Consider the following 17,399-nt stretch of genomic DNA (forward strand, 5'->3'; position numbering starts at 1 on the left):
GCGGAAGGAGTATCTACACGATGGCAGAGCCGTTTTTCCGATTCATGGAATTCTTCGTTCCGTCGGTAGTCGCGCTGAACGGGAACAAGATCACCTACCGGGGCCTGGAGAACATTCCCGCCCGCGGTGGCGCTCTGATTGCGCTGAACCACACCAGCTATGTCGACTGGATTCCCGCTTCGATCGCCGCCAAGGAACGCCGTCGGCGGCTGCGGTTCATGATCAAGGCCGAAATGCAGGACGTGAAAGCGGTCAACTACGTCATCAAGCACACCCAGCTGATTCCGGTGGACCGCACGGTAGGAGCCGAGGCTTTCGCGGTGGCCGTGCAGCGGCTCAAGGAGGGCGAACTCGTAGGGTTGCACCCCGAGGCGACCATCAGCCGCAGCTACGAACTAAGGGAGTTCAAGACCGGGGCGGCCCGGATGGCGCTGGAGGCCCGGGTGCCGATCATTCCCATGATCGTGTGGGGTGCGCACCGGATCTGGCCGAAGGACCACCCAAAGAATCTGTTCCGCAACAAGATTCCGATCGCGGTGGCGATTGGAACGCCGATGTGGCCGCAGGGCGACGTCGAGCAGTTCAACAGTGCGCTGCGCCAAGTCATGAACACGATGCTTTACCGGGTGCAGGAGGAGTATCCGCATCCGGAAGGGGAGTACTGGGTACCGCGGCGGCTCGGCGGCGGCGCACCGACGCCGGACGAGTCGAAGGAGTTCCGGTTGGCCGAATTGGCCGAGCGGATGCAGAAGCAGGGATACGACGGCGTGACGGCACGGCGCCCGGAGGAAGGCAGACGACGCCTCGGTGACTGAGTCGACCGTCAGCCCAACGCCGCCGGCCCTCATCGCATGCGATGTCGACGGCACCTTGTTCGACGACGACGAGAGCCTCACCCCGCGCACCCGGGATGCGGTCCGGGCAGCGGTTGCCGGCGGTGCGCAATTCATCCTGGCCACCGGCCGGCCACCGCGATGGATCCGGCCGGTGGTGGAGGCGCTCGGGTTCGCACCGATGGCGGTGTGTGCCAACGGCGCGGTGATCTACAACCCCGCGACCGACCGGGTGGTGTCGGCGCGCACCCTGGGCGTCGATGCCCTGGCCAGGCTGGCCCAGGTTGCCCTGCGCGTCATCCCGAACGCGGGCCTGGCGGTCGAGCGGATCGGCGAGCGCGCGCACGACACGGTGACCCCGCAGTTCGTCAGCTCACCTGGCTACGAGCACGCCTGGCTCAACCCCGACAACACCGAGGTGTCGATCGAAGACCTGCTCAGCACGCCGGCGATCAAACTGCTGATCCGAAGCGCCGGTTCCCGCAGCGCCGACATGGCGGCCGAACTGGCCAAATACGTCAACAGCGAGGGCGATCTCACCTACTCCACCAACAACGGTCTGGTGGAGATCGTGCCCCGGGGCGTCAGCAAAGCCACCGGCGTCGCGGAGATCGCCCGACCGCTGGGGATCGCCGATGCGCAGGTGGTGGCATTCGGCGATATGCCCAACGACGTGCCGATGCTGCTGCAGGCCGGGCTGGGCGTCGCGATGGGCAACGCCCATCCCGACGCCGTGGCTGCCGCCAATGAGGTGACCGCTCCCAACAACGAGGACGGCGTCGCGCGGGTGCTGGAGCGGTGGTGGTCTTAGCCTCAGGCGCCTCGGACTGGAGCGCGATGTGGGACACTGCCCGCGTGCCTGCGTTTAGCCGACCGGAGGACCGCTAGTGGGTTCCGAAGAAGACCCACCGGTAACCGGCGCGCCCGGGGACGGCGAGCCGAGTACTGGCGAGCCCGAGTCCCGGGCCGTGTTCGAGGACGAGCAGGACAAGCAGGACGAGCAGGACAAGCAGGACGAGCAGGACAAGCAGGGCGAGCCGCCCAAGAAGCGGCCCGGCAGCGTCAAGTATCAGGACGCCGCGACCACCAAGCCACGGCCGCCCACCCCCGCCGAGTTGCGCGCACGCCAGAAATTCGAAGACAAGCAGCGCGAGCTCGAAGAGGCCCGGCAGGAGGCAGAAGCCAAGCGCCGCAAGCAGAAGCGGGTGCTGATGGGCGCCGCCGCCGGCGTCGGGATAGTGGGTCTGGTGGCCGGCCTCGGGTATTGGCTGCTGACGCCCGACACCGTCACCGCCCAGTGCGTTCAGGAGGATCCGAACGGCCAGCCGGTCATCGTCCCGGACAGCTATTGCACCGGCCACACCGCGGGCCTCAACGGCTTTTTCTTCTACGGCGGCCATCAGTACCGCTATTACTACGGCAGCTCGGGGTCCGTCGGATCGCGGCCGATCGGCGGATCCACCACCGCACCCAAGGGCGCGACCGTCAAGACGAAGTCGGGTACCACGATTTCGCGCGGCGGCCTCGGTGGCAGCGGCGGCAAGGGCGGCGGCGGGAGCGGCGGCTCGTGAAACGCGGCAGGATTGCGCCGCGGCCGAATTGGCAATCGATCGTCGAATCGCAGGGATTGGTGTACGGGACACCGGCGCGCGATGCCCGCGGCGCGGACCGGCCGTACTGGGACGAGTCGGTGTACTACGAGTTCGAGATGGACGAGATCCTGGCCATCGAAGCCGACGTCGAGCTGCTGCACTCGATGTGCCTGAACGCCGTCGAACAGGTCGTCTTGATGGAGCGGTACGCGGATTTCGGTCTGCCCGAATGGAGTTGGCCCTTCATCGCCGAATCGTGGCGCCGCAGTGACCCGCATGTATACGGCCGCTTCGACATTCGCTATGACGGGCGACGGCCCGCGGTGCTGCTGGAGTACAACGCCGATACACCCACCACATTGCTGGAAGCCGCGATCCTGCAATGGTATTGGCTCAAAGACAAGTTCCCCGGCGACGATCAGTGGAATTCGCTGCACGAGCAGCTGGTCGAACGGTGGAAGGTGGTGGGCGATCTGCTGCCCAGCAATCAGCTGCACTTCGCCTGGTCGGGCGTGGAAGCCACTGGCGAGGACCAGATTACGACGACGTACATGCAGGAGACCGCGGCCGAGGCGGGGTTTGAGACCATCGGCCTGACGATCGAGGACGTCGGCTGGGACTCCGCGCTGCAGCGGTTCGTCGATCTGGAAGAAGATCGGATCGACGCGATCTTCAAGCTGCACCCGTGGGAGTGGGTGCTCGACGACCAGTTCGGCCGGAATGTGGTGTCCAGCCTGCCGCAGACAATGTGGATCGAGCCGCTGTGGAAGACGCTGCTATCCAATAAGGCAATCCTGGCCGTGCTGTGGGAGATGTATCCGGGTCATCCAAACCTGTTGCCGGCCTACATCGATGACCCGCACGAGCTCACCGAATACGTTCGCAAACCCAAATTGGGTCGCGAGGGTGCCAACGTCACCGTCGTGGGTGCCGGGTTGGAGACGGCCACCGGCGGGGTCTACGGCGAAGAGGGATTCGTCTACCAATTGCTCGATCCGCTACCGGAATTCGACGGCATGCGGCCGGCGCTGGGGGCGTGGATCGTCGGCGATTCGTCGGCCGGCCTGGGCATCCGGGAAACCGCCGGGCTGATCACCGACGACGGCGCGGCCTTCGTCCCACACCGGATCCCGCAGCAGTGACTTCCACCGACACGACTTCCACCGACACGACTTCCACCGACACGACTTCCACCGACACGAACGGAGATCTTCGATGACGACAACCATTGTGGCGGCCGCGCATTCGGACTATTGGAGTTACCTCGGCCGGGGATCCGGAGCCATCGTCCTCTACTCCATCCTCGGTTTGGTGTTGATGATCATCGGTTTTTACGCCATCGACCTGACCACGCCGGGCCCGCTGCGCAGGATGGTGAACGCGGGCAAGCCGAATGCGATCATCGTGGCGGCCGCCGGAATGGTGAGCATGGCGCTCATCGTGGTGCTGGCGATCTACTCCTCGATGGGAAACCTCAGCGAGGGGCTGCTGTCGTCGGCGGTTTTCGGGCTCATCGGGATTGCCGCGCAGGTGGTGATGATGCGGATCGCAGCGCTGGTGATCGGTATCGACATTCACGCGCTGTTCGACTCCGACGACTACAGCTATGACTCGCTGATGGTGGCCGCCGCGCAGTTCGCGCTCGGCATCGTGGTGGCGGTCGCGATTCTGTAAATAGCGCCGCGCTTACGCGGCGGGTGCGATTGCCAGGGCGAGCTGTTGGGGAAGGTAATTGATCAGCAGCGGAGCCAGTCCCATGAATGGTGTGCCGTAGATGGTTGCGCCGAATGGGATACCGGGAATGGGGATTTGACTATTCGTGTCTACCGTTGCCGTGAGGTTGGCGGGAGGCACCAGAATCCCGTCGAAGGGCAAGTGCAGCGTGACCAATATTTGTGTCGGCAAAGGTGGCGCCAGGAACGACGGAAGACCCGATGGCACCGATATCAGCACATCTTTGATGACGTGGCCATTGAGGAAGCTGTCCGCGACGACGGCCGGGGCATCACCGATTGCGCCTAGCGCTCCGACGAAATTACCGGCCGCGAGGGCTTGCTGAACCGCGGTGGCGCTGGTGGCCAGCCCGGTCAGGGTGGTGATCGGCGGCCCCAGTGCCGAATAGGTGAGGACTTCGGGCAACGCGAAGAAGCCGCTCAGTGATCCGGTGGCGCTGGGGGCGAGTACGTCGATCGATAACGTGGCGACCGCCGTGATGTTCGGGTTAGTAAGCGTATTGAGCACATTGGTGAAGTTCTGGGAGATCTGTCTTGGAACCGATCCCGCGGGCATCAGGTTGGTGATGTACTGCGCGTCTTGGCCGAAAACGCCGACGGCGGTGAAGAAATCCGGCAGCGGGCCAAGTGCCACCGGATACGCCGTGGCAGTGATGTCAACGACTGGGAAACCACTCACGGCGACCGTGTAGTTGCTGGTGTTGAACCCGGTGACCAACAGATTGGCCAGAGCCGTCCCCGCATCTTCCACCGCGCCGTAATAGTCGCCCGCGAGAAGCGCTTGGAAGGCCACCTGAAGCCCCGAGCCGAAAGCGGGCAGCCCGGCGACGATGCCGGTTGCCGCACTGTTGAGTGCGGTGAAGAAGGTTTGGGCGAAGCCGATCTGGGTGCTGACGAACTGTTGCGTGTAATACGCCCATGGGAAGGTCGAAAGCTCTCGGATGCCGGCTTGGACGGTGGCAGGCAAGTTGGCTAGGGCGTTGGGGATGTTCTGGATGGAACTGACGATCTCGGTGCCGATCTGCTGCCAGTACCGCTGCTGGTTGGCGAGGACCTGGCTCAACAACGGGAAGGGGTGCGCGGCCCAGGTGCGCCCGAGGAGTTGCAGATTGGTCGTCGTGTTTACGAAGAGTCGTTCGTATGCGCCACCCGGCGCCGCCGGGGCGGCAGCCGGCGGGCTCAGCAGATTCTGTTCGGCGTTGGCGATTTCGGCGCTCAGGTACGCTGCGGCGCCACCGTTGAGCAGGCGGACGAACTCGCCGTGAAAAGCCGCCGCTTGCGCGCTGACGGCTTGAAATTCGTTTCCGAAGCTGCCGAACAGTCGCGAGATCGCCAGCGACACCTCGTCGGCGGCCGCGGGCGCGACCCCGGTCGTCGACCCTGCGGCCGCCCAAGCTGCGTCCTCTACTGCCGAACCGATCGCGGCCAGATTCCCAGCCGCGGTCGTCACTAGCTCCGGCGTGGTGACCACGTACGACATGGCCGTCCCTCCCGACTGAACTCCTGCTGATCGGTGTGATCAGAAAGACCAATCGAGCGTAATCCCACCCGACCCCGGTGTGCTCCGGATTTGGCGTGTCGCTTTCTCCGGCCTGCTGGGTCGTTCGGCAAGCAGGGCCCTTGGTTGCCCGGTAATCGCGCCCGCTAGCCGCGCAGTGCCTTTGGCGGGATCGTGGCCGCCGCGATCGTCAAGGCGTCGATGGTGCGCGGCCGGTAGGCCAGCGCCGGTAGCCGGGCTGACATGATGGCGACGGCGTCTTGGTATGTCGTGTCCGATCTCGACAGGCCAGTCAGGAAAGCCCACTCGTGCTCATCGCTGCCGAAATAGACGACGGTGCCGAAGATTTTGTGAAAGCGCTGCCAGGACGAACGCAGCGATTTGTTGCGCCACAGTGTCGGGCAGCCGGCCTGGGCTACGACCACCCGCGCAATCTTGTGACAGCGCTGCAGGAACTCGGCCTCGTAGAGCCGGTTGTGCTGTGCGGGGTCGGATCGCTCGTCGGGCAGGTCGATCACGGCCAGGTCGTAGGTCATGGACGATTGGCTGACAAAGTCCCAGCCGTCGCGGTAATGGACATGAACCGGGCCCAAACCTCCTTCGGCCCTGAGCAATTCGTCCATTGCGTAGCCGTAGGGCAAGTGTTCGGCGCACAATCGAACGGCGTCACGGTCGATATCGACGTGGTCGACATGCGTCGCCCCGGCCGCTACCGCCAGCTGACTCACCACACCTTCGCCCGACCCGATGACCAGTACCCGCTCGACCGTGCCGGCCAGCAGCAGCGCCGGCACCAGCAGTGCCTCGTGATAGACGAGCTGACTGAACTCGGTGCTCTGCCGTTCGCCGTCGCTGAACAATGCGACACCCTGTTCGGTCCGGCCGATCATCAGCTCCTGGTACGGAGTGCGCACATCGCAGATGACTTCGGCGACGCGCCAGTGCCGGGTAAGTCCCGGCGCCAGTGGCTCAACGATCACCGCATCTGTACTCCGCCCGTCGAAATACGTTGGCAGCGGCGGGAACCCGTTGAACGCGGTAGAGGCGTAGCTGGCAGTGTAGGCACCGGCATCGGCGAACTCGACCCGATCGCCGGGCCGCAGGGTGACCGGCAGCGGATAGCTTTGGTAGAGCACGTCGTCGCCGTCGCAGGTCGGACCGGCGATCACGGCTTCGGCCACCGGGTCGCCGTCGCGGTCGGTGCGCAGCCGGTAGCGGATGTACTCGTTTTCGGTTTCGGCCAGACCGCTGTAGCGGCCGATGTCGAGATACACCCAGCGTCGGCCATCGGTCCCGGTTCGAACGGAGACCACCTCGCTTCCGATGGTGCCGGCAGTACCCACAATCAGCCGGCCGGGCTCGACCACGAGTTGGGGATGCGTGGCGCCGAAGTGACGGTCCAGTGCCGAGCCGATCACGTCGGCGATGGCCTCGAGTTTCGGTGCGCCGGCCGCATAGTCGATCGGGAACCCGCCTCCGAGGTTGAGCGTGGTGAGATCGCCGAGGGCGTCGAATATCGTTGCGGCACAGCGAATCCCCAGTTCCCAAGCCATAGCGTCGAGCTGCTGTGAGCCGACGTGAAAGCAGACGCCTTCGGGTCGCAGCCCGAGTTGCCGGGCCCGGTTCAGCAGGACGGTGGCGTCGGCGGGCGGGCAGCCGAATTTGTGCCCGAACGGCGTCACCGACGACGGAAACCATGGCGCCACACGGCATTCCACGCCCGCGCCAGGGGCGTGCTCGGCCATGGCGGCGGCATCGTGTTCGGTATCGAACGCAAACCGCCGCACCCCCTGCGCATACGCGGTTGCCACGGCGGAGGGCTTCTTGATGGTGTTGCCGAATGTCAGCAGTTCCCCGCCGATGCCGGCAGCCCGACATGCTTGGATCTCGCCGACGGAGGCGACGTCGAACGCGGCCCCTTCGGCGGCCAGCAACCGCAAGACCGGTTCGGCCGGATTTGCCTTGACCGCGTAGCGGATCTGCGCGTCGGGCAAACAGGCGTGCAGGGCACCCAAGTTGTCGCGCACGCGACCGAGATCCATCCGCAGATACGGTGTGTCGGCCACACCGGGCAGAGTAACTCGACGTCAGTTGGGCGGATGCGTGGGCAGCGAGAAGTGTTCGGGGGGCACCGTCGGTCCACTGGCGGTCTGGGTGGACAGCGGCGTCCTGATCCCGTCGACCACTTCGGTTATGATGCCGGTGAGCCGTTCGAAGTTGAGGGTGCCGTGCTGGAAGTTCTGCGCGATATACAGCGGCTCTTGGATTTCCGCGCTGGTCGGCAACCCCAGCGGGCCGCGTTCATAGCTCAGCGAGGCCCAGGCGTCGTAGATCGCGCCGGTGACCGGCTGGGCACCAGTCGCCGGCGACCAGTACATCGCGCCCTTGGCGAACGTTGCATACCGCGCCCCGTTGTCGGCGTCCAGCTCCGGTGACGTCGGTGCACCCAGCACGCTGTTCATCCCACCCAGCGCCTGCCAATGCTCGTAGATCGCGCCACCTTCCAGCGCCTTGATCAGTTCCTCGGGCGGATCGTTGAAATGCGATGCGATGTCGCGGATTTCGTCCATCAGTGCATAGGCGGCATTGCCCGGACAGTCGGTGTTCCCGACGTCGCGATGGGTGAAGATGGTCGGCAGTTTCGCGACGGCGGCGGCCGGGAAGTTGGTGTAGGAGCCGCCCGCGGACTCCAGTTCGACGCTGCCCTTGGGGTCGACGTCGTCCATGCCGAGTCGCCAGCCGAGCAGCCGGCCGACGGTCCGCAGCTGAATCGGCGTGGGCGGTACGTCATCGAAATTGCCCAGCATGGCCACGCCCCAGGTGTCGCGGTTGAAACCACCGGTGTGGAAGCCTTCGACGGGTTTGGTCAGCCCGCCCGCGCTGCCCTCGAACACCTGGCCGTACTTGTCGACCAGTGCGTTGTAGGCGATGTCGCACCAGCCCAGGGTTTTGCTGTGGTAGGTGTAGATGGCTTTGACGATCCCGGCCGATTCCAGCGGCGAATAGTCGTTGCTGCCTGCGGTGTGGTGCACGACTCCGGCCCGAACTCTGGTGTCGTACTGGGGCTTACCGCACCGCAGCGACTCGTCGGCGCCCCACTCCGCGCGGCTGATGATCGCCGGCGCCTGGCCCGGCATGATGACCCCGGCCGGCGGGGTCCAATGTGTTTCGGCCGGCGCCTGGGGCGGGGAGATGAGGATCGCTGAAATGTTTTGCCCGAACGGCTGTTCCTTGGTGGCCGGACGGTAGCCGAGGCCGGCCTCGGCGGGCTTGTCGCCGGGCGGGGCCATGGTCACCGGCGCATCCATCGGCCGGGTGACGGCGATCTGCACCGACGTGGTGGTGCCGACGAATACCGGATCGGTACTGCGCGGGCTCCCGGACGGCCCGGAAGTGCCGGGGTCGGGTGCGGCGGTTTCATACTCCGTCTGGTACCACGGACCCCACGTCCCGTCTGGGCGCTTGGCGCGCACCCGCGTCGAAGTGCCGGCTAGGTCGCCGGTCATGGCGACCAAGGAGAACGGGGTGTTCTGGCTGAGTTCGCGGACCGTCACGCCACCGCCGAGACCGACCAGCGGCTGCTCGCTGAGTTGGGTATCGCGGTCGGGCTTGGTCTGGTGGTTGCTCTCCGGTGGACGGTGCAGTACCCACGCGACAATCACCACCGTCACCGCGATAGCGGTGAGCAACATGGTGGGTGCGCGACTGCGGGACGGCACCAGCTGATGTTACGTGTGTGTCTAATGTTTCTAATGAGGCGACACGGGTTAAACGCTGGAAAACCTGTCGACGACACCGCAGAGGGTCGGTTGCTGGGTGGGTTGCCGGGTGTCGGGCCCAGTGCCGCTCTGCGGTGTCGTCAGGTGGCAGGTTTTCGGAAGCCTCGCTAGGTGACGGGTATCAGCGCCGGGGCGGCCGCCGCCGCGGCCGGGGCGGCCGCCGCCGGTACGCCGGGCACTGCCGGCACCGCCGGCACGGCCGGTACTGCCCCCGCCGCTGCACCTGCGGCTGCCGGTAATGCGGCCGCGGGGGCGCCCGGCACCCCGGGCAGGGCGGGCGTGGCGCCGGCCGCACCCGCGCCGCCGTTCTGTACGCCCTGCATGATCGCCGGCATCACCAGGCCTTTGAGCAGGTCGATGGCCTGCGCGGCGCCCAGTTGGTTGGCCGCCTGCATCAGGTCGTTGACCAGGCCGCCGCCCCCGCTGCTGCCGCCGGTGCCGGTGGCCGCCGGGCTGACCGGTGACAAGCCGGTGCCGCCGCCCAGCGACGGATCACCCAGGATCGGGTAGGTGCCGTCTGCGCCCGGGTCGAGCCCGGCCGGGGAGGTGATCGGAACCTCTCCGGTGCCGGCGGCCGGGCTCAGCCCGGTCGGGCTGGTCAGCCCCGGCGCTACTCCGGTCGGGCTGGTCAGCCCGGGGTTGGTCAGCGCCGGGTTGGCTCCGGCGCCGGTTGTCGGCGACAGCGTGGTACCGGGCAGGGCCAGGGATCCGGGAGTCGACGGCGTCAGACCGGGACTGGTCAGGCCTGGACTCGTCAGACTTGGACTGGTTCCCAGGCCGGGCGTGGCGCCCAGGCCGGGCGTAGCCCCCAGCCCGGTGCCTCCGGTGCTGGTACCGCCGAGGGCCGGCACGGGTGGAATGTTGACCCCGAACTGCGACAACCCCTGCGTCAAGGCGCCGATCAGCTCATTGGGCAGGTCGGCGATGCTGGCCGCCTGCTTGAATTCGTGATGTTCGGTCGGCTTGGGGCTTGCGGTCGATTCGTAGACAAGAAAGTAAGCACACGGACTCGCGACTGCCAGGGCGGCGACCGCGCTGATGGCTGTCGAAAGCTTGCGTCGGCGTCGGTTCGGCACGGAAGTCTCCTCAGTCTGGACTATTCAGGTATGGAGTGCTGCCTCGCGCTTTCCGAGCAACAACCCCACACGCTTGATGGTACGAGTGAGGTTCGTGTGACTAGAGTGGTTATATCGAATCGTGAGGCAATCGCTACCTTGAGAGCTGCTGAAGTGTGATGTTCGACTAACCGCGCGAAATCGGGTTTTGGCAGCAAGGTCAGATACCCTAGGCAACCGATGATCTCCCGTTTCGATGCCGCCCGTTTCGACCTGTTTGTTGTCGGCTCCGGATTTTTCGGCCTGACGATCGCCGAGCGCGTGGCCACCCAACTCGACAAGCGCGTGCTCGTCGTCGACAGGCGCCCGCATATCGGCGGCAATGCCTATTCCGAACCCGAGCCGCAAACCGGGATCGAGGTCCACAAGTACGGCGCGCACTTGTTCCACACCTCTAATAAGAAGGTGTGGGACTACGTGCGCCAGTTCACCGACTTCACCGACTACCGGCATCGCGTCTTCGCCATGCACAACGGGCAGGCCTACCAATTCCCGATGGGGCTGGGCCTGGTCTCGCAATTCTTCGGTAAGTACTTCACGCCTGACCAGGCGCGCCAGCTGATCGCCGAACAGGCCGCTGAAATCAAGACCGAAGACGCGCAGAACCTCGAAGAGAAGGCCATCTCGCTGATCGGCCGGCCGCTCTACGAAGCGTTCGTCAAGGGCTACACCGCCAAGCAGTGGCAGACCGACCCCGCCGAGCTGCCCGCCGCCGTCATCAGCCGGCTTCCGGTGCGCTACACCTTCGACAACAGGTATTTCAGCGACACTTACGAGGGCCTGCCGGTAGACGGTTACACGGCGTGGCTGAAGAACATGGCACTCGATGACCGCATCGAAGTCCGGCTGGACACCGACTGGTTCGACGTGCGCGACGAGCTGCGCGCGGCCAATCCGGAGGCCCCTGTCGTCTATACGGGCCCGCTGGACCGCTACTTCGACTACGCCGAGGGGCGGCTGGGCTGGCGCACCCTGGACTTCGAGGTGGAAGTGCTGCCGATCGGCGACTTTCAGGGCACCCCGGTGATGAACTACAACGACCCAGATGTCCCGCACACGCGTATTCATGAGTTCCGGCACTTCCATCCCGAGCGTGACTACCCGACGGACAAGACGGTGATCATGCGGGAGTACTCCCGCTTCGCCGAAGACGACGACGAGCCTTACTATCCGATCAATACCGAGGCCGACCGCGCCCTGTTGGCCGCCTACCGGGCCAGGGCGAAGTCCGAGACCGCGTCAGCGAAGGTGCTTTTCGGCGGGCGCTTGGGCACCTACCAATATCTGGATATGCATATGGCCATTGCCAGCGCTTTGAACATGTACGAGAACGTCCTCGCACCGCACTTGCGCGACGGCACGCCCTTAATAGAGGAAACCCCCGCATGACCGCCGTGAGCCTGCTTTCCCGGATCATCCTGCCGCGCCCGGGCGAACCCCTCGACGTGCGCAAGCTGTACCTGGAGGAGTCGACCACCAACTCGCGCCGAGCCCACGCGACGAGCCGTACCTCGCTGCAGATCGGCAAAGAGTCCGAGGTGTCCTTCGCCACCTACTTCAATGCGTTCCCGGCCAGCTACTGGCGGCGCTGGTCGATCTGCAAGTCGGTGGTGCTGCGCGTCGAGCTGGCCGGATCAGGGCGCGTCGACGTCTACCGGACCAAGGCCACTGGAGCACGGATCTTCATCGAGGGCCGTGAATTCGCCGGCAGCGATGACACTCCGGAGACGCTGGAGATCGAGGTCGGGCTGCAGCCCTTCGAGGACGGCGGCTGGATCTGGTTCGACATCACCACCGACTCCGCGGTCACCCTGGTCAGCGGCGGCTGGTACGCGACCACCCCCGCGCCGGGGAGGGCCAATATCGCCGTCGGCATCCCGACGTTCAACCGCCCGGCGGACTGCGCCAACGCACTGCGCGAACTGACCGCCGATCCGTTGGTGGACGAGGTGATCGGCGCGGTGATCGTGCCCGATCAAGGCATCCGCAAAGTCCGCGACCACCCTGACTTCCCCGCCGCCGCCCAGCGTCTGGGCGGCCGGCTGTCCATCCACGACCAGCCCAACCTGGGCGGATCCGGCGGCTACAGCCGGGTGATGTACGAGGCGCTGAAGAACACCGACTGCCAGCAGATTCTGTTCATGGATGACGACATCCGCATCGAGCCGGACTCGATCTTGCGCGTGCTGGCCATGCACCGCTTCGCCAAGTCACCGATGCTGGTCGGCGGGCAGATGCTCAACCTGCAGGAGCCGTCGCACCTGCACATCATGGGTGAAGTCGTCAATCGCGCGAACTTCATGTGGACTGCCGCGCCGCATGCCGAGTACGACCATGACTTCGCCGAGTACCCGTTGAACGACAACGAGGACAAGAGCAAGCTGCTGCACCGGCGCATCGACGTCGACTACAACGGCTGGTGGACGTGCATGATCCCGCGACAGGTCGCCGAGGAGCTGGGCCAGCCGCTGCCGCTATTCATCAAGTGGGACGATGCCGACTACGGCCTGCGTGCCGCCGAGCACGGCTACCCGACCGTCACCCTGCCCGGCGCCGCGATCTGGCACATGGCCTGGAGCGACAAGGACGACGCCATCGACTGGCAGGCCTACTTCCACCTGCGCAACCGGCTGGTGGTCGCCGCGATGCACTGGAACGGTGACGTCACCGGGCTGGTCCGCAGCCACCTCAAGGCGACCCTGAAACACCTTGCCTGCCTTGAATATTCGACGGTGGCTATCCAGAACAAGGCCATCGACGACTTCCTGGCCGGGCCCGAGCACATCTTCTCCATCCTGGAATCGGCGCTGCCGGAAGTGCATCGCATCCGCAAGGAGTATCCCGACGCGGTCGTGCTGCCCGCGGCCAGCGAGCTGCCGCCGCCCCTGCACAAGAACCAGGTGAACAAGCCGCCGGTGAACCCGGTGGTGATCGGCTACCGACTGGCCCGCGGGATCCTGCACAACCTCAAGGTGGCCGACCCGGCCCACCATGTGCGTCCGGAGTTCAATGTCCCGACGCAGGACGCGCGCTGGTTCCGGTTGTGCACGGTCGACGGTGTCACCGTCACCACCGCCGACGGCTGCGGTGTGGTCTACCGGCAGCGTGATCGGGCCAAGATGTTCGCGCTGTTGATGCAGTCGTTGCGCCGGCAGCGCCAGCTGGCGCGCCGTTTCGATGAGATGCGCCGGGTCTACCGCGAGGCACTGCCCGTGCTCTCCAGCAAGCAGAAGTGGGAGACGGCGCTACTGCCGGCAAGCAACGAGCCCGAGCATGCCTGAAACCTCCCCGGAAGGGGCGCCACGCGGCGAAGTCGCCGCAATGGTGGCCGTTCAGTCCGCGCTGGGCGACCGTCCCGGCGTGCTGACCGCGGCGCGCGCGCTGTCCTACTTCGGCGAACACAGCCTGGGCTGGCTGGTGGTGTCGCTGCTGGGTGCCGTCTTGGTGCCACGCCGGCGCCGCGACTGGCTGGTGGCCGGCGTCGGTAGTTTTGCGGCACACGCCGCAGCTGTGCTGGTCAAGCGAGTGGTACGACGCCAGCGACCGCACCATTCGGCGGTCACCGTGAACGTCAGCGTGCCCAGCGCGCTGAGTTTTCCGTCGGCCCATGCCACCTCGACGACGACCGCCGCCATCCTGATCGGCCGGGCGACCGGGCTGCCGGTGCTGCCGGCGGTACTGGTGCCCCCGATGGCACTGTCCCGGATACTCGCCGGGGTGCACTATCCCAGCGACGTTGCGGTAGGCGTTCTGCTCGGTGCCGTCGTCGCTCGCGTCGCGATCCGGCTGGAAGGTGGTGTGACCTGATGAGCGACGACGTGGCCGCTGTGACCGGGCCGCCGGCGAATTTGGTCGCCGGGGTGATCAAGGCGATCCGCCCGCGTCAGTGGGTGAAGAACGTGCTGGTGCTGGCCGCGCCGATGGCCGCCGCGGGACGCGGTGTCCGCTACGACTACACCGAGGTTGCGACCAAGGCGGGCGTGGCGTTCGTGGTCTTCAGCCTGGCCGCCTCGGCGGTGTATCTGGTCAATGACGTGCGCGATGTCGAGGCCGACCGCGAACACCCCACCAAGAGGTTCCGGCCGATCGCCGCCGGTGTGGTGCCCGAATGGCTTGCCTATGCCCTGGCGACGGCGTTGGGCGCGGCGTCCCTGATCATTGCCTGGCTGCTCACGCCGAACCTGGCCGTGGTGATGATCGTCTACCTCGCCATGCAGCTGGGGTACTGCTTCGGCCTCAAACATCAAGCGGTGATCGACATCTGCATCGTGTCGTCGGCGTACTTGATCCGCGCCATCGCCGGCGGCGCGGCCACCGATATCCCGCTGTCCCAGTGGTTCCTGCTGACGGCGGCGTTCGGATCGCTATTCATGGTGGCCGGCAAACGCTACGCCGAGCTGCAGCTAGCTGAACGCACCGGCGCGGCGATCCGCAAGTCGCTGGAAAGCTACACCAGCACCTATCTGCGGTTCGTCTGGACACTGTCGGCCACGGCGGTGGTGATGAGCTACGGCCTGTGGGCGTTCGAGCGGGACCGGTTCTCCGCGTCCTGGTTCACCGTGTCAATGGTCCCGTTCACCATCGCGATCCTGCGTTATGCCGTGGACGTCGACGGCGGACTGGCGGGAGAGCCGGAAGACATCGCCCTGCGGGACCGGGTGTTGCAGTTGCTGGCACTGGCGTGGATCGGAACTGTTGGTGCCGCTGTTGCTTTCGGCTAGCGAGAGGTTCAAGGCTCTGCAAGTCGCCGCATCGTCGCGCCGGCCAGCGGCGCGGCGGGCCAGCCGGCCGGTGTTTCCCTTCGATCCGGTGGTCCGGATCAGTCTGTGGGTCAGCGTCGCCGTCGTCGCGGTGCTGTTCGGCTGGGGCGCCTGGCAGCGTCGCTGGATCGCCGACGACGGGCTGATCGTGCTGCGCACGGTGCGCAATCTGCTGGCCGGTAACGGGCCAGTGTTCAACATGGGCGAGCGGGTCGAGGCGAACACCTCGACGCTGTGGACCTACCTGCTGTATGTGTGCAGCTGGATTGGCGGCCCGATGCGCCTGGAGTATGTGGCGCTGGCGGTGGCATTGACGCTTTCGGTGCTGGGCGTGGTGTTCCTCATGCTGGGCGCGGGCCGGTTGTATGCGCCCAGCCTGCGGGGCCGCCGGGCCATCATGCTGCCCGCCGGAGCGCTGGTCTATATCGCCGTCCCGCCGGCGCGTGACTTCGCCACCTCCGGGCTGGAGAGCGGACTGGTGCTGGCCTATCTGGGTTTGCTGTGGTGGATGATGGTCTGCTGGTCGCAGGCGCTGCGGGTCCGCCCGGACAGCCGGTTGTTCCTGGGTGTGCTGGCGTTTGTCGCCGGGTGCAGTGTGCTGGTACGACCGGAGCTGGCGCTGATCGGCGGCGGCGCGCTGATCATGATGCTGATTGCCGCCCGCACCTGGCAGCGACGGGTGCTGATCGTGGTGGCCGGGGGTCTTCTGCCGGTCGCCTATCAGATCTTCCGGATGGGCTACTACGGGCTGCTGGTGCCGGGTACCGCCCTGGCAAAGGACGCCGCCGGGGACAAGTGGACGCAGGGTGCGATCTATCTGGCGAACTTCAACCGGCCATACCTGCTGTGGATTCCGGTTTTGTTGTTAGTGCCGCTGGGCGTGCTGCTCGTACTGGGACGGCGCCGGCCGTCGTTCCTGCGTCCGGTGGCGGCACCCAATTACGGCCGGGTAGCCCGGGCCGTGCAAAGCCCGCCGGCCGTGGTGGTCTTCATCCTGGTCAGCGGCGTGTTGCAGGCGCTCTACTGGATCCGCCAGGGCGGCGACTTCATGCACGGCCGGGTCCTGCTGGCACCGCTCTTCTGTTTGCTTGCGCCGGTCGCGGTAATTCCGGTGCTGGTTCCCGACGGCAAGGACTTCTCCAGGGAGACCGGTTACTGGCTGGCCGGTGCCGTCAGCCTGCTTTGGCTGGGTGTGGCCGGCTGGTCGCTGTGGGCGGCAAACTCGCCGGGGATGGGTGACGACGCCACCCACGTCACCTACTCCGGGATCGTCGACGAGCGCCGCTTCTATGCACAAGCCACCGGGCGCGCGCACCCGCTGACCGCCGCGGACTACCTCGACTACCCGCGGATGGCCGCCGTCCTGGTGGCGCTCAACAACACCCCCGACGGCGCATTGCTGCTCCCGTCCGGCAACTACACCCAGTGGGATCTGGTGCCGATGATCCAGCCGCCCCCGCCGGCCCCGGCAGGCCAGAAGCCGTACGTAACGGGCGAACATGCGGTGTTCTTCACCAACCTGGGCATGCTCGGCATGAACGTTGGGCTTGACGTGCGAGTCATCGACCAGATCGGGCTGGCGAATCCCCTGGCGCAACATACCGACCGGCTCAAGCACGGCCGGATCGGCCACGACAAGAACCTGTTCCCGGATTGGGTGATCGCCGACGGCCCGTGGGTCAAGTGGTATCCGGGCATTCCCGCCTACCTTGACCAGGCCTGGGTGGCTCAGGCCGAAGCAGCGCTGCGGTGCCCGGCCACCAGTGCGGTGCTCAATTCGGTGCGCGCGCCGATGACCTGGCACCGGTTCGTGTCCAACCTGGTGCACTCCTTCGAATTCACCCGATACCGCATCGATCGCGTCCCGCTTTATGAGCTCGTCCGGTGCGGGCTCGAGGTGCCGCGAACACCCCCCGCTCCGCCCCGCGAGTGACCCCGCGCGAAAAATTTTCCGGCCGAATCGCAAATCGATTGCGCGCCGCGCTCGGCACGCGGGCCGGCCCAGACTGACAGCAACATCACATTTCATGCATTACCAGCGCGCACCGAACCGCAGGCACATGCGGAAACGCCGTTTCCAGCCGCGAAT

The 17,399-nt window shown here is 66.0% G+C and carries 14 protein-coding genes; 10 read left to right on the forward strand and 4 right to left on the reverse strand.

Annotation, left to right across the window (positions count from 1 at the left end; translation table 11 throughout):
* Window positions 1–20: 20 nt before the first annotated feature.
* From AWC27_RS28370 to AWC27_RS28390, 5 genes are all read left to right on the forward strand, one after another.
* Window positions 21–815 (forward strand): lysophospholipid acyltransferase family protein, encoded by a 795-nt coding sequence (locus AWC27_RS28370; protein ID WP_085674083.1) that lies wholly within the window; start codon window positions 21–23, stop codon window positions 813–815.
* The gene (locus tag AWC27_RS28375) at window positions 808–1,644 is read left to right on the forward strand and encodes a Cof-type HAD-IIB family hydrolase (protein WP_085674085.1); all 837 of its coding nucleotides are present in this window, start codon (window positions 808–810) and stop codon (window positions 1,642–1,644) included. The genes AWC27_RS28370 and AWC27_RS28375 overlap by 8 nt, the downstream gene beginning before the upstream one ends.
* 76 nt (window positions 1,645–1,720) lie before the next feature.
* Window positions 1,721–2,404, forward strand: coding sequence for a hypothetical protein (locus AWC27_RS28380; protein WP_245847565.1), 684 nt, complete (start codon window positions 1,721–1,723; stop codon window positions 2,402–2,404).
* Entirely contained in the window at window positions 2,401–3,567 is a 1,167-nt protein-coding gene (locus AWC27_RS28385) for a glutathionylspermidine synthase family protein (RefSeq protein ID WP_085674087.1), read from the forward strand. The genes AWC27_RS28380 and AWC27_RS28385 overlap by 4 nt, the downstream gene beginning before the upstream one ends.
* 73 nt (window positions 3,568–3,640) lie before the next feature.
* Window positions 3,641–4,099, forward strand: a complete 459-nt coding sequence (locus tag AWC27_RS28390) for a DUF350 domain-containing protein (protein ID WP_085674089.1) — start codon at window positions 3,641–3,643, stop codon at window positions 4,097–4,099.
* Window positions 4,100–4,111: 12 nt separating this feature from the next.
* Here the strand turns inward: AWC27_RS28390 and AWC27_RS28395 are convergent, their stop codons facing one another.
* The 4 genes from AWC27_RS28395 to AWC27_RS32515 all read right to left on the reverse strand — a co-directional run bounded on the left by AWC27_RS28395 (window position 4,112) and on the right by AWC27_RS32515 (window position 10,511).
* Entirely contained in the window at window positions 4,112–5,638 is a 1,527-nt protein-coding gene (locus tag AWC27_RS28395; RefSeq protein ID WP_085674091.1) for a PE family protein, read from the reverse strand.
* Between the two features lie 164 nt (window positions 5,639–5,802).
* Entirely contained in the window at window positions 5,803–7,722 is a 1,920-nt protein-coding gene (locus AWC27_RS32510) for a spermine/spermidine synthase domain-containing protein (protein ID WP_245847567.1), read from the reverse strand.
* A 21-nt stretch (window positions 7,723–7,743) separates the two neighbouring features.
* Window positions 7,744–9,375, reverse strand: a complete 1,632-nt coding sequence (locus AWC27_RS28405; protein ID WP_211281725.1) for an LGFP repeat-containing protein — start codon at window positions 9,373–9,375, stop codon at window positions 7,744–7,746.
* 167 nt (window positions 9,376–9,542) lie between these two features.
* Window positions 9,543–10,511 (reverse strand): hypothetical protein, encoded by a 969-nt coding sequence (locus tag AWC27_RS32515; RefSeq protein WP_085674095.1) that lies wholly within the window; start codon window positions 10,509–10,511, stop codon window positions 9,543–9,545.
* Window positions 10,512–10,730: 219 nt separating this feature from the next.
* Between AWC27_RS32515 and glf the strand changes: the two genes are divergently transcribed.
* Genes glf through aftB form a run of 5 tightly spaced genes read left to right on the forward strand, consistent with a single transcriptional unit; the run spans window position 10,731 to window position 17,243 of the window.
* Window positions 10,731–11,939, forward strand: coding sequence for a UDP-galactopyranose mutase (gene glf / locus AWC27_RS28415; protein WP_085674096.1), 1,209 nt, complete (start codon window positions 10,731–10,733; stop codon window positions 11,937–11,939).
* Complete coding sequence (locus tag AWC27_RS28420) at window positions 11,936–13,831, forward strand: glycosyltransferase (RefSeq protein WP_085674098.1); 1,896 nt, start codon at window positions 11,936–11,938, stop codon at window positions 13,829–13,831. Before glf ends, AWC27_RS28420 begins: the two co-directional genes overlap by 4 nt.
* The gene (locus AWC27_RS28425) at window positions 13,824–14,357 is read left to right on the forward strand and encodes a phosphatase PAP2 family protein (RefSeq protein WP_085674100.1); all 534 of its coding nucleotides are present in this window, start codon (window positions 13,824–13,826) and stop codon (window positions 14,355–14,357) included. Before AWC27_RS28420 ends, AWC27_RS28425 begins: the two co-directional genes overlap by 8 nt.
* Window positions 14,357–15,271 (forward strand): decaprenyl-phosphate phosphoribosyltransferase, encoded by a 915-nt coding sequence (locus AWC27_RS28430; protein ID WP_085674102.1) that lies wholly within the window; start codon window positions 14,357–14,359, stop codon window positions 15,269–15,271. The genes AWC27_RS28425 and AWC27_RS28430 overlap by 1 nt, the downstream gene beginning before the upstream one ends.
* Complete coding sequence (gene aftB / locus AWC27_RS28435; protein ID WP_372516867.1) at window positions 15,258–17,243, forward strand: terminal beta-(1->2)-arabinofuranosyltransferase; 1,986 nt, start codon at window positions 15,258–15,260, stop codon at window positions 17,241–17,243. Before AWC27_RS28430 ends, aftB begins: the two co-directional genes overlap by 14 nt.
* Window positions 17,244–17,399: the final 156 nt, after the last annotated feature.

Source organism: Mycobacterium szulgai (assembly GCF_002116635.1).
GTDB lineage: Bacteria > Actinomycetota > Actinomycetes > Mycobacteriales > Mycobacteriaceae > Mycobacterium > Mycobacterium szulgai.